The organism is Pseudomonas sp. PS01300, from assembly GCF_029960155.1.
GTDB classification, from domain to species: domain Bacteria; phylum Pseudomonadota; class Gammaproteobacteria; order Pseudomonadales; family Pseudomonadaceae; genus Aquipseudomonas; species Aquipseudomonas palmensis.
The window spans coordinates 1-12,602 of record NZ_JASCPN010000002.1 but is presented as its reverse complement, the minus strand read 5'-3'; the positions used below and the strand labels follow the sequence as shown (position 1 = coordinate 12,602).

13 protein-coding genes are annotated in these 12,602 nt (G+C 65.4%); 11 read left to right on the top strand and 2 right to left on the bottom strand.

Going from position 1 to position 12,602, the window contains the following annotated elements; genetic code table 11:
* Nucleotides 1-68 precede the first annotated feature (68 nt).
* The 6 genes from QMX96_RS01475 to QMX96_RS01450 all read left to right on the top strand — a co-directional run bounded on the left by QMX96_RS01475 (nt 69) and on the right by QMX96_RS01450 (nt 5,339).
* On the top strand, nt 69-938 hold the full coding sequence (locus tag QMX96_RS01475; RefSeq protein ID WP_043861429.1) for a MurR/RpiR family transcriptional regulator: 870 nt from the start codon (nt 69-71) through the stop codon (nt 936-938).
* A gap of 29 nt (nt 939-967) precedes the next feature.
* The gene (locus QMX96_RS01470) at nt 968-1,726 is read left to right on the top strand and encodes an ABC transporter substrate-binding protein (RefSeq protein WP_054914583.1); all 759 of its coding nucleotides are present in this window, start codon (nt 968-970) and stop codon (nt 1,724-1,726) included.
* A gap of 109 nt (nt 1,727-1,835) precedes the next feature.
* Nucleotides 1,836-2,555 (top strand): ABC transporter permease subunit, encoded by a 720-nt coding sequence (locus tag QMX96_RS01465; protein WP_043861427.1) that lies wholly within the window; start codon nt 1,836-1,838, stop codon nt 2,553-2,555.
* Nucleotides 2,552-3,262: an ABC transporter permease subunit gene (locus QMX96_RS01460; protein WP_043861426.1), complete on the top strand. Its 711-nt coding sequence runs from the start codon at nt 2,552-2,554 to the stop codon at nt 3,260-3,262. The genes QMX96_RS01465 and QMX96_RS01460 overlap by 4 nt, the downstream gene beginning before the upstream one ends.
* Before the next feature lie 24 nt (nt 3,263-3,286).
* Nucleotides 3,287-4,531, top strand: a complete 1,245-nt coding sequence (locus tag QMX96_RS01455) for an FAD-binding oxidoreductase (protein ID WP_054914584.1) — start codon at nt 3,287-3,289, stop codon at nt 4,529-4,531.
* A 19-nt stretch (nt 4,532-4,550) separates the two neighbouring features.
* The gene (locus QMX96_RS01450) at nt 4,551-5,339 is read left to right on the top strand and encodes an amino acid ABC transporter ATP-binding protein (RefSeq protein WP_043861496.1); all 789 of its coding nucleotides are present in this window, start codon (nt 4,551-4,553) and stop codon (nt 5,337-5,339) included.
* Nucleotides 5,340-5,438: 99 nt separating this feature from the next.
* Here QMX96_RS01450 and QMX96_RS01445 read toward each other — a convergent pair whose 3' ends face one another.
* Complete coding sequence (locus QMX96_RS01445) at nt 5,439-5,732, bottom strand: hypothetical protein (RefSeq protein ID WP_054914585.1); 294 nt, start codon at nt 5,730-5,732, stop codon at nt 5,439-5,441.
* A gap of 158 nt (nt 5,733-5,890) precedes the next feature.
* Entirely contained in the window at nt 5,891-7,621 is a 1,731-nt protein-coding gene (locus QMX96_RS01440; protein WP_282360765.1) for a hypothetical protein, read from the bottom strand.
* 197 nt (nt 7,622-7,818) lie between these two features.
* Between QMX96_RS01440 and QMX96_RS01435 the strand changes: the two genes are divergently transcribed.
* The 5 genes from QMX96_RS01435 to QMX96_RS01415 all read left to right on the top strand — a co-directional run bounded on the left by QMX96_RS01435 (nt 7,819) and on the right by QMX96_RS01415 (nt 12,543).
* Nucleotides 7,819-8,610: a hypothetical protein gene (locus QMX96_RS01435; protein ID WP_236066300.1), complete on the top strand. Its 792-nt coding sequence runs from the start codon at nt 7,819-7,821 to the stop codon at nt 8,608-8,610.
* A 2-nt stretch (nt 8,611-8,612) separates the two neighbouring features.
* Nucleotides 8,613-10,253, top strand: coding sequence for a hypothetical protein (locus QMX96_RS01430; RefSeq protein WP_282360757.1), 1,641 nt, complete (start codon nt 8,613-8,615; stop codon nt 10,251-10,253).
* Between the two features lie 37 nt (nt 10,254-10,290).
* Nucleotides 10,291-10,929 carry a glycine zipper domain-containing protein gene (locus QMX96_RS01425; protein WP_282360755.1) on the top strand — a complete coding sequence of 213 codons (639 nt, stop codon included), beginning with the start codon at nt 10,291-10,293 and terminating at the stop codon, nt 10,927-10,929.
* A gap of 30 nt (nt 10,930-10,959) precedes the next feature.
* Complete coding sequence (locus tag QMX96_RS01420) at nt 10,960-11,421, top strand: hypothetical protein (RefSeq protein WP_052504253.1); 462 nt, start codon at nt 10,960-10,962, stop codon at nt 11,419-11,421.
* Between the two features lie 306 nt (nt 11,422-11,727).
* Nucleotides 11,728-12,543 (top strand): type 1 glutamine amidotransferase, encoded by an 816-nt coding sequence (locus QMX96_RS01415; RefSeq protein ID WP_043861344.1) that lies wholly within the window; start codon nt 11,728-11,730, stop codon nt 12,541-12,543.
* The last annotated feature ends 59 nt before the right edge of the window (nt 12,544-12,602 follow it).

Genomic DNA, 12,602 nt, shown 5'->3' with positions numbered 1-12,602 from the left:
AAATGTTGACTTGATGACAGAAAACATTCATTTTCTATTCCCAGCGCAACCGCCGTCGAGAATCGTCCGTGAGCCAACCGATCAAGCAACGCCTGGAAAACAGCCTGCAACATGCGGCGGCCTCGGGTCGCAAGATCGCCACGTACATGCTCGCCCATTTCACCGACCTGCCCTTCGAGACCTCGGCCAGCCTGGCGGCAAAAATCGGCGTCAGCGAATCGAGTGTCGGGCGTTTCTGCCGCTCGCTCGGCTACGAGCACCTCAAGGCCCTCAAGCACGATCTCAAGGACGACTTGGGCGATGGCCCATGGCTGGTCGGTGATCGGTTGCAAGAATTTCGCCAACAACAGGGCAAGGACGACATCGACCGCGCGCGCAGCCTCGAGCTGGAGGTCGCCGCCCTGGTGCGGGTCTACGAGTACAGCCGCACCGAGGCCTGGCACACCGTGGCCCGGCGCCTGGCCGAACGGCGCCGGGTATTCATTGCCGGGTTCCAGACCGAGCGCGGTATCGCCCAGTGCATGAGCCACCTGCTGCAATACCTGCGCGATGGCGTGCAGGTGGTGGACGGCAGCGCCGGGCACTTCGGCGAAGTGCTGCTCAGCGCCTCGCACGACTGCGCGCTGGTGGTGTTCGAGGCGCGCCGCTACTCGCGCCACGCCCTGGTGCTGTGTCGCAAGGCACGCGAAGCGGGCATCCCGGTAACACTGGTTACCGACACCTTCTGTGACTGGGCCGATGCCAACGCCGACGAGGTGTTTCGCATCCCCACCGAATTCAATCTGTTCTGGGAGTCCACCGCGACGATGCTGTCGTGGGTACACCTGATGGTCAACGAGGTCTGCAAGAAGCTCGGGCCGGATGTTGAAAAACGCTTGGAAGCAACTGCCGCTCTACACAACGAATTCGTTGGCTACACGTCAACGAGCAAACAATAGCAAGAGTGCAATCAACCACGAGGTGTTTCATGAAACCCGTCCTCCGCTTTGCAGGCGCATGCGCGCTGCTGTTCGCCGGCATCACCTCGGCCCAGGCCGAAACCCTGAAGATCGCCACCGAAGGCGCCTACCCGCCGTTCAACTACGTCGACTCCAAGAACCAGCTGCACGGCTTTGACGTGGACATCGCCAAGGCCCTGTGCGAACAGATGAAGGTCGAGTGCACCGTGGTGGCCCAGGACTGGGAAGGCATCATCCCGGCGCTGATGGCCAAGAAGTACGACGCCGTGGTGGCCTCGATGATCAACACCGAAGAACGCCGCAAGAAAATCGCCTTCACCAACCACTACTACAAGACGCCGCTGTCGGTCGCAGTGCCCAAGGACAGCGAGATCACCGACGCGCAGACCGACTTCAAGGGCTACACGGTGGGCGCGCAGTCCTCCTCCACCCAGGCGATCTACGCCGAAGACGTGTATGGCAAGGCCGGTGCCGACGTCAAGCTGTACCCGACCCTGGACGAAGCCAACGCGGACCTCGCCGCCGGGCGCCTGGACGGGGTGATTGCCGACAAGTTCCCGCTGCTCGAATGGCTGGGCAAGGCAGGCAAGGACTGCTGCAAGATCCTGGGTGACGTCAAGGGCACCACTGCCGATGCCTCGATCGCCGTGCGCAAGGAAGACGAGGCGCTGCGCGAGCGCCTGAACAAGGCCCTGGACGAGATCGTCGCCAACGGGACTTACCAGAAGATCTCCAGCAAATACTTCGACTTCGATATCTACCAGTAAGACCGCATTCGCTGGCAAGCCAGCTCCCACAGGGTTTTGCGTCAACCGCGACCCTGTGGGAGCCGGCTTGCCGGCGAAGAGGCCCTGTTGTCTTGCCGAGGGTTCGCGCATGATCGAACAACTGTCCCTGTTATCCTTTGCCAGCGGTGGCTGGGGCCAGGCCCTGCTGGCCGGCGCCCTGGTGACCATTTCCCTGGCCCTGGCCTGCCTGCCCATCGGCCTGCCGCTGGGCCTGGGCGTGGCGCTGGCCGCCCGCTCGAAAAAACGCTTTCCGCGCGCCTGGGCCACCGTGTTCTCCACGGTATTTCGCGGCCTGCCCGAACTGCTCACGCTACTGATCATCTATTACGGCTGCCAGATCGCCGCGCAGAAGATCCTCACCGCCATGGGCTACGAGGGCGAGGTGATGATCAATACCTTCCTCGCCGCCATGATCGCCTTCAGCCTGGTGTTCGCCGCGTTTTCCAGTGAAATCTGGCTGGGCGCGTTCAAGACCATTCCCAAGGGCCAGTACGAGGCCTCGGCCGCGCTGGGCCTGAGCAAAACCACCACCTTCCGCAAGGTGGTGTTCCCGCAGCTGGTGCGCATCGCCCTGCCGGGCCTGTCGAACAACTGGCTGTCGCTGCTCAAGGACACCTCGCTGGTGTCGACCATCTCGCTGGTCGACCTGATGCGCCAGACCAACCTGGCCGTCAGCGTGACCAAGGAGCCGATGTTCTTCTACACCGTCGCCTGCCTGGGCTACCTGCTGTTCTCGGCGCTGTCGGGCCGGGTCTTCGCCTATATCGAACGCCACACCAGCCGTCACCTGCGGAGTGCACGCACATGAATCTCGATGCCCTGCTGGCGTTCTTCGTCGACCCCGACCTGCTCGAACGCTACGGCCCGCGCTTTATCGACGGGCTGCTGGTCACCGGCAAACTGGTGGCCATCTCCTTCACCCTGGGCGCCCTGCTGGGCCTGCTGCTGGCGCTGGCGCGGCTGTCGAACAACGTGCTGCTGCAACGCCTGAGCGCCGGCTACATCTACTTCTTCCGGGGCTCGCCGCTGCTGGCGCAGCTGTTTCTGCTGTACTACGGGCTGGGCTCGCTCAAGAGCTTCTGGCAGGACGTCGGCATGTGGTGGTTCTTCCGCGAAGCCTGGTACTGCACCCTGCTGGCCTTCACCCTGAACACCGCCGCCTACCAGGCCGAGATCTTTCGCGGCAGCCTGATGGCCGTGGCCCCCGGGCAATACGAGGCGGCCAGGGCACTGAGCCTGAAGCGTTCGACCACCTTCTTCAAGGTGATCCTGCCGCAGTCGCTGATCGTGGCCATCGGCCCGCTGGGCAACGAGCTGATTCTGATGATCAAGGCCAGTGCAATCGCCTCGCTGGTGACCATCTACGACCTGATGGGCGTGACCAAGCTGGCCTTCTCGCGCAGTTTCGACTTCCAGATCTACCTGTGGGCCGCGGTGCTCTACCTGCTGATCGTGGAGATCGTGCGCCGCAGCCTCAAACACATAGAAGCCCGACTGGGCCGCCACCTGCGCTGAACCGTAGCCGTAGAGGATTTTTTCATGCATTGCCAAACCATCGTTCTGGGCGCCGGTATCGTCGGTGTTTCCACGGCCCTGCACCTGCAAGCACGCGGGCGCAAGGTGATCCTGATCGACCGTGACGAACCGGGCAGCGGCACCAGCCACGGCAATGCCGGCCTGATCGAGCGCTCCAGCGTGATCCCCTATGCCTTCCCGCGCGAGCTGTCCAAGCTGCTGCGCTACGGCCTCAACCGCCAGCCCGACGTGCGCTACAGCTTCAGCTACCTGCCCAAGGCCGCGCCCTGGTTGCTGCAGTACTGGAAGAACTCTGCCCCGGCGCCCCTGGCCGAGGCCACCCGCGCCATGCTGCCGCTGGTGCAGCGCTGCGTCGAGGAACACGACGCACTGATCGAGGCCGCCGAACTGGGCGCCATGGTGCAGGCCAAGGGCTGGATCGAGGTGTACCGCACCCAGCCTGCCCTGGCCCAGGCCGTGGCCGATGCCCAGGCGCTCAAGCCCTACGGCCTGCAGTTCGAGATTCTCGACAAGCAGCAGTTGCACGATCGCGAACCGGACCTGAGCGCCAACGCCGTGGGCGGCATCCACTGGCTCGACCCCAAGACCGTGAGCAACCCCGGCGGCCTCACCCGCGGCTACGCGGCGCTGTTCGTCAAGCGCGGCGGGCAGTTCATCCAGGGCGATGCGCGCACCCTGCGCCAGGTGGCCAGCGAATGGCAGGTCGACACCCGCCAGGGCCCGGTCACTGCACCGGAGGCAGTGATCGCGCTGGGCCCGCAGGCCGGCGAGCTGTTCCGCCCGCTGGGCTACGACATCCCGCTGGAGGTCAAGCGCGGCTATCACGTACATTTCCATGCCAAGGCCGGTGCTGCACTCAAGCATTCACTGTGCGACGTGCAGGGCGGCTTCGTGCTGGCACCGATGGCCCAGGGCATTCGCCTGACCACCGGCATCGAGTTCGCCGCCAGCGACGATGCGGCCAACGAGGTCCAGTTGCAGCGCTGCGAAGCCATCGCCCGCCAGCTGTTCCCGCTGGGCGAGCGCACCCAGGACGCGCCGTGGCTGGGCCGACGCCCCTGCCTGCCGGACATGCGCCCGGTGATCGGCCCGGCGCCGCGGCACAAGGGCCTGTGGTTCAACTTCGGCCACGCCCACCACGGCCTCACCCTGGGCCCGGTATGCGGGCGCCTGCTGGCAGAAATGATTACCGGCGAGAACACCTTTACCGACCCGACGCCCTATGGCGCCGACCGCTTCGAACACTGAGATCGCGGAGAACAACAACATGACCGCACCACTGAGCCTTGCCGCTGCACGCCCCGACACGCACCCCGACCCGCGCAAGGTCGTGGTGAGCATCGACGGGCTGAACAAGTTCTATGGCGACTTTCACGTACTGCGCGACGTCGACCTCAAGGTGCGTGAAGGTGAGCGCATCGTGCTGTGCGGGCCGTCCGGCTCGGGCAAGTCGACGCTGATCCGCTGCATCAACCGCCTGGAGATCGCCGAAAAAGGCACCCTGCTGGTCAACGACACCGACCTGGCGCTGACCACGCGCCAGGCCGCCGAGGTGCGCAGCGAGATCGGCATGGTGTTCCAGCACTTCAACCTGTTCCCGCACATGAGCGTGCTCGACAACTGCACCCTGGCGCCGATGAGCGTGCGCGGCCTGTCGCGCAAGGAGGCCGAGGAGCGGGCACGGTTCTACCTGAACAAGGTGGGCATCGAGAGCCAGGCGGGCAAGTACCCCAGCCAGCTGTCGGGCGGGCAGCAGCAGCGCGTGGCAATCGCCCGGGCGCTGTGCATGAAGCCAAAGATCATGCTGTTCGACGAGCCGACCTCGGCACTGGACCCGGAGATGGTCGCCGAAGTGCTGGATGTGCTGGTCAAGCTTGCCGACACCGGCATGACCATGCTGTGCGTGACCCACGAAATGGGCTTTGCGCGACAGGTGGCCGAGCGCGTGCTGTTTCTGGACGGCGGGCAGATCATCGAGGATGCCCCGCCCGAGGCGTTCTTCAACAACCCGCAGAGTGATCGGGCCAAGGGCTTCCTGGCGCAGATTCTGCACTGAAGCCGCTGGCCTTTCGCGGGTCACGCCCGCTCCCACAGGGGCTCACGCCGGCCTTGTGGGAGCGGGTTTGCCTCGCGAAAGGCCCACCACGTACTACGCCTAGCGCGCCTGCATCTTCGACTTGATGAACCCGGCCACGAACGTCAGCACCGCGCCGCCGGCACCACCGCCGACGATGCTGCTGATGATCGCCGCCATGTCCAGCGACCCGCCAGCCCCCATGGCGGCCCCGGGCTCACCGGTGATCGCGGCCAGTATCTGGCCCACGATCACCCCGCCCACCCCGCCGAAGATCGAATTGAGCAACGGCCCCATGCTCTGCTTGCTCATGCCGGCGGCATTGCCGCCTACCACACCACTGATGACCTGAATGACCAGACTCACGATATCCATGGCTATACCCCTGCGCAGCGCTGATTGAGTGACGGCTCAGCTGCGACTACGACTACAGGCACTACCGGCGGCATCGAGACGTCTCGATCCGGTCAACGACAGCCAGCTGTTGCGGATACGCGAAGTATAGGACAGGTACACGCCCTGCCCTTGCCCCCTCACACGTCGAAGTTCATGCGCCGCAGCCGCGCATCGATGGCCGGCGCGTTGAGCGCGCGGTTGAACACCAGGGCCAGCAGCAGCGAAAGCGGCACCAGCGTGGGCAAGGCCCCCAGCATGCCGACCAGCGCATTGGGCAGCATGTGCTGCAGGCGTGGCCCGTCCCGCAGCAGGGCGATCGGCGTGTCCGGGAACAACGCCAGCAGCGGCATCAGGCAGAAGGCCAGCAGCACGGCGGCCAGCAGCCGATTGCCCGGGCCCTTGCCCATGAAGCGGTTCATGCGGTGCCACAGCATGTCCTTGAACAGCCAGGTGCACAGCAGCCCCACGCCCACCAGCATCACCCCGTTGATCGGGCTGGTGAACGGCAGCACCAGGTAATGCTTGAACATGGCCCACACCGTGGCCGGGCCATCGGCCCTGAACAGCACCTGCGGCCCGCCGAACTTCACCTCCAGAAGCTTGCCCGCGCTGAAAAAGAACAGCACCAGCATCAGCAGGCTCAGCCGCCAGAAGTAACCCAGCGCGCGGCGCAGCACCAGCCTGGGCTCCAATTTGCTGCGCAGGGCCGTCTGCTGGTCCGAGGCGTTCTTGCGCAGCGCGAAGAAGCGATTGGCCTGCTCGGGGCTGACCGTGCCGTTTTTCACGTCCGACAGCTGGCTGACGTAATTCACGTGTCCAGACTCCTCGATCATGCGCCGGGCCACCGAACGCTCGCTGGCCAGGGCCACCTGTTCGATGTCTGCCGGGTTTTCCAACTGCTCGATCACCCTGTCGAAGTAGCTGGCGGCCAGCCCGTCATCGAACACCACATGCCGGTAGCGGCCAAGCATGTTGCAACGGATGCTGCGCCGTCCGGCACGCACCTGGGCCTGGCTGTAATAGCAGGTGCCGTCCACGCTCAGTACCAGGTCGCCCTTCTCGGGTGTGTTGTCCGGGTAATAAGGCGCGGCGAACCCTTCGGCAGCCCGCTCGATGGTTTCGGGCTCATCCCCCCACTCGTCGACGTAAGGCTTGAGCCAGGTATCGTTGGACTTCAGGTGCACCGAATTGCCGACCGCCTTGGCCGACACCTCCAGGGTGTAGCGGGTGCAGATGAACTTGTCGCCCAAACAGCCGCCGCAGGTCACCTGCCCCCCCATGCAGCCGCACGCCACAGAGCCGCCCACACAACTGGGGCAGTTGTCGCCGCCTGCGCCCATGCAGTAGGCACAACTGCCACTGCCGGTGCGGCCGGAGCCGCCACAGCCCCAGCACTGCGTGCGGCCCTTGCCGCTGCAACTGCTGCATCTTAGCTTGCAACTGCCGTTGCACGCGGTGCAGCGCTGCTTGCCGTAACCGCTGCAGGTGCCGCAGGTATGGCTGGTGTAGAGCGGGTCCAGGGCAAACAGCTTCACCTGCTGGCTGCGTAGAAAATGCGCGGGATTGCTGCCCAGCCCCTTGAGCACACGGTTCTTGTAATGCGCCGCGCCCCTGCCCAGCAGCACTTGACGCTGCTCGGCCATCGACTGCTCGAGCTGGTGTTCGCTCACCGAATTGATCCGCAGCCCCACCGAAGCCGACTCGCGGCGCACTTCGGTCACCAGGCTCCAGCGCCGGCTCACGCTCACCGCGCGCCCCTTGTCCTCGCCCTGCTGCACGGTCAGCTCGAGATCGGAGGTGTCATAGCCGCACCCCTGCAGGCGGCTGCGCAGTGCTTGCTCCACGGTGCGGGTGAATGCCTGGGTCATCGTCTACTCCGTCTCAATGCGCGCGTCCTGTTTTCGCCTGCTGGCGTAACGCCACAGAATGCCACGCCGCCCCTGGCGTGCGCTACGCGTCACGTTTCGGTTGTCAGCAATTCTTGTAGGAAACTGCCCAATATGTAGCCCTGTGCTACCATCCCGCGCAGCGGGTCACGCGCGCCATCAGTACAGGGAAGCACTCTTTGAAACACCACACCCCCTCACGTTTCAGCGCACTCGCCCTGGCCTGCTGGCTAATGGCCGGGCTCGCCTTCCAGGCATCCGGCGCGCTGGCCGACCAGTTGATCGGCACCCACCCCTCGGCTGCCGGCCCGATCAACCACATGGAAACCCCGCAGGGGCACGCCTACCTCACGCTGCCCCAGCGCAAGCTGCAATTGCAGCTGCCAGCGCAGTGGCGCGAAACCAATGTGGAGGGCACCTACGACCTGCAGGGCGAAACCGCCGTGGTGCTCAGCTACCGCACGCCGCAATGCGACTCGCAAAGCGCGCTGGTGGTGTTGTCCGGCACCTCGGCGTGGGGGCCTTACCGCCTGGGCGGCTGTTCCGACATGCTGGCCTTGCAGCGCGCCGAAGACGGCAAAAGCCTGGTGGCGATGCAGCTCAACGGCACGCAGTCGGCGGCCTGGACCTACTCGTCGCTCGACCGGCAGTTCCGCGGCCCACTGCGGGTCGACCTGCCGAACCTGCTCAAGGGCCTGGCCAAGGCGACGCCAGCCCCTGCCAGGGCCGCAGCGCCACGCCCTGCACCCGTCCAGCACGCCGTGGCCCCGACGCCCCCGCCGCAACCCAGGCCCGCGCCCGCGGTGGCCAGGGTCGAAGCCAAACCGCCAACGCCTGCCCCGGCAGCAGCGCCATCGGCCGCGCCGCAGGTCACGCCCCAGGTCGCCACTGAAGTGGTAGACCGCGCCAAAACCGCGGCGCCGGCCCAGCGCCGGGTGACGCTCGACCTGACCTCCGAGCTGGAACACTAGCCGTGAACAGCCGCCTGTCGCCCGACCTGACGGGCCGGCCATGGCGGGGGTGGCTGCGCCGGCCTGTCGTGGCACGTGCATCAACGCCCCGCCAGCAGCAACGCTTCGTGGCCCGCCTGATGCTGGGGCTGACGCTGTGTTACCTGCTCGTCGAGATGGGCTTCAACGCACGCCTGCTGGATGTGGTGGGCGGGCTGGCCAGCCCCGCGCAGGTCGAGTCGATCGAAGTCTACGGACGCCTGATCGCCGGCACCGCCGTGGCCCTGCTGGGCCTGGGCTGGGTACTGAAAAAGGCCTGCAGCCAGTACTGGAGCCTGGGCCGCACGCTGGCCTGGTCTGCGCTGACGGTGGGCAGCTGCCTGCTGGTGGTGTTTTATGCGCAGCTGGCCCTGATCAACCACCTGGTCGCCACCTCCACCCCGCAGGAGCGTGCCCGCGCCGTGCTGGGCGTGCCCATCAGCTACCTGTTGGTGCATCGCGAGTTCGGCCTGAAGGGGCTGGAGCTGGGCACCGACGACTACAAGCGCCCCGAGGGCAAGACCCTGCTGGCCACCCTGCCGATCCTGCTGCAGTCGGTCGATCGCCTCGAAGAGCGGGTGCGCCAGCAGGGCCTGGCCTTCTTCGAACTGTTCGCCGAAACCCGCCGCGGCCCGCTGGCCGACAACTACCAGCGTTACCGCGAGGCCCTGGCCGAGCTGGACGAGCTGTACGGCAACTACCGCCAGGGCAGCCAGCGCTACCTGGACGCCACCAGCCCGGCCGCCATCGCCCGGCATCAGCAACAGGCCTGGGACGATTACGTACAGACCCTCAAGCAACGCAATCGCCGCCTGACCCCAGGCAACGTGCCGCGCCGACACTGGCCGCAGGTGCGCCGCATGCTGGATGACAAGGGCATTCAGGTGAGTGACAACTGGCAACCCGGCGACCGCGCCGGCTTCAACCTGGCCGTGGCCAAGCGCGTGCAGGGCCATGCCAGCGGCGCCTACGGCACCGAGCTGTTCAAGCATATCCAGGGCGACTGGATCAAACCCGGCCTGTCGCGCCAGGGGTTCTTCGCCGACCCGGCGATCCAGCAGCGCTGGCGTAGCGCGCTGTACCTGCCCGACAGCCTGTCACTCAAGCCCGACTGGTCGCTCGACGCCTATGAACAGGCGATCTACCGCCCGACCCTGCGCCTGGATGCCCAGCAACTGCTCGACGAACGCCTGGTCGAGCCGGCCCGCTATGGCGAGCGCAACGACAAGGCCGACATCGGCCGCGACAGCTACCGCGCCCTGATCGTGCCGATGATCGCCCTGCTGTTCTCGTTGCTGGGGGCCTTCACCCACCTGTTCAAATGCACCCTGTTCGCCCTGCGCGCCGTACGCCCGGTGCCGCGCCGCGCCTACTGGGGTGCGCTGGCGGTGTACGCGGTGGTGGTGCTGGCGCTGCCGATGCCGTTCAGCAACAAGGTCACCGAACAGCCGCTGTTTCTCACCCTCAAGCAGCGAGGCGCCAGCACCCTGGGCGCCATGGGCTGGGTGATCGCCCACGGTGCGCAGTGGACCGCCCAGGTGCAGCCGCTGTTCTACCCGCTCAACGAAGCGATACGCCTGCACCTGCTGCAAGGCCTGAGCTACGGCTACCACGACAACGACTGATGACAGCGCCCCGCCACGGCCTGAAAGGAGCCCCACCTTGACCCGCTCGACCACCCTTACCCTTGTACTACTGGCTGGCAGCGTGCTGCTCGGCGGCTGCCAGAACTCGCAGATGGGCAGCACCGCACTGGGCGGTGCTGCCGGCTGCCTGGGCGGCGCGATCATTGCGGTCGGCACCGGCGGCAAGCCCGGTGTGGGCTGCGCCATTGGTGCCGCGCTGGGCGCCCCCAGTGGCTACTACATCGGCCGCCAGAAAGACCTGCAGCAGGCCCGGCAGGTGCAGGCCGACATCGAGCGCCAGTCTGCCGACGTAGCCGCCGTGCAGGTCAGTACCCGCCAGGTCGCGGTGCCGGCCGACGAGCGCAATGCGGTGGGCGCCGCCAGCATCGATGCCGTCGACTCCATGCAGGTGAACGTGCCCCAGGCCCTGGTCAACAAGCGCGACAAGCGCCTCAAGGAGCCCCTGGGCCGTGTCGGCAGCTACGTGTCCGGTGCCCGCAGCAAGGCCAATGTGGTGGTCACCACCCGCAGCAAGGGCGACTTCAACTACATCGTCAGAACCATCAAGAGCGGCTACAGCGGCAAGATCGCCACCGACAAGGTCACCTACCAGTACCGCGAGCAGACCCGCGGCACCCAGTCGGCGATTCAGGTCATGCACGACGCCCAGGCTTAAGCCTTCCAACTCCAGTGGAGAACAGCAAGCATGCAGGATTTCAAGATTCAACGCCCCGACCCGGATGGCCGCGCAAAGCCGCAGAGCAAGCCGCAAAGCCAACCGCAGCAGCCCGACAGCACCGACCACACGGCCTACTACAAGCCCCGCCACCGCCAGGCGCAGCAGAACCAGAGCAACTACACCCGCAGCAGCGACAACGGCCCGATGCTGGTCTACGTGCTGTACCTCATCAGCCTGCTGGTGGTGGTCACCGCGCCTGCCGGGCTGGTCTACGCCTACCAGAGCCGCGCTGGCGCCAATGACCTGGACCGCAGCCACTACACCTTCCAGATCCGCATGTTCTGGATCGGCCTGTTGCTGCTGGGGGTGGGCGTCATCGGCATACCCTTCGTGTTCGGCTGGTTCGTGCTGGTCGGCTGGGCTGTCTGGCTGCTGTACGCAATCACCACCGGCATGCGGCGCTGGCGCAAGGGCCAGCCGGCCAGCTGAGGCCCGGTTGCCTACGCCGAAAGTCGTACGTTAAATATAATGAACTACCAAGCACGCTAACAATTGACATTAATCCTTATAAAACAAGGTATTGGGTTGTATTCCTAGAAACAACATAAGGAAATTAGCCTGCCACAGGGTAAAGCCGTTTGACATATTTAACGGCTCTGGCAAGCTATGTCACAGGTTTCGACCGGGAGTCGTCCTTCCAGGCGCTCTCGGCAGTGCTCGAAACCTCAGGTAGCGTCAGCGGTTCCCGATGCGCCTGCACAACAATGACAGGCCGAGCCTGTCCCAAGGTGACATATGCCCAACAGCAACATTGGCAATAAGAATCAGACCCTGCGCAAGCCTGTCGTACTCATGACCATGGGTGCCCAGGAACGCAAGGGCCATGCCTACCAGGTAATGACCCACAAATACATCCAACCCCTGGTCGACCATGCCGGATGCGTGCCGGTTCTGGTTCCGACCTGCTGCGGTACCGAAGACCTCGAGCAGTACCTGGACATGGCCGACGGCGTGTACCTGACCGGTGCCGGCAGCAACATCGACCCGGCGCTGTATGGCCAGGAGAACGAAACCCCGGGCAAGGCCCAGGACCGCGACCGCGACCTGTTCGACCTGCCGCTGGTGCAACTGGCCATCGCCCGTGGCCTGCCGATCTTCGGTATCTGCCGCGGCATGCAGGAAATCAACGTGGCACTGGGCGGCGACATCTACCAGAAGGTCTATGCCGAGCCAGGCTTCAACGATCACCGGGAGAACCCCGATGATCCGGTTGATGTGCAGTACAGCCAGGTTCACAGCGTGCGCCTGGAAGCCGGCAGCTGGCTGCGCGAACTGCTGCAGAGCGATGAAATCCGCGTCAACTCGCTGCATGGCCAGGGCCTGAAGACCCTGGGTGAAGGCCTCGAGCCGCTGGCACGTGCCGAAGACGGGCTGGTGGAAGCGATCCACGCACCAAGCCTGTCGCCGTTCCTGTTCGCGGTGCAATGGCACCCGGAATGGCAGGCGGCGCAGAACCCGGACTCGGTGAAGATGTTCGAAGCCTTCGGCCAGGCCTGCCGCCAGCAGGCAGCCAAGGGTCAGGCGGCGAAGAAGGTCGGCTCTACGGCCTGATTCGCGCCAACCGTTTCGCCGGCAAGGCCGGCTCCTGCCGCAGGAGCCGGCCTTGCCGG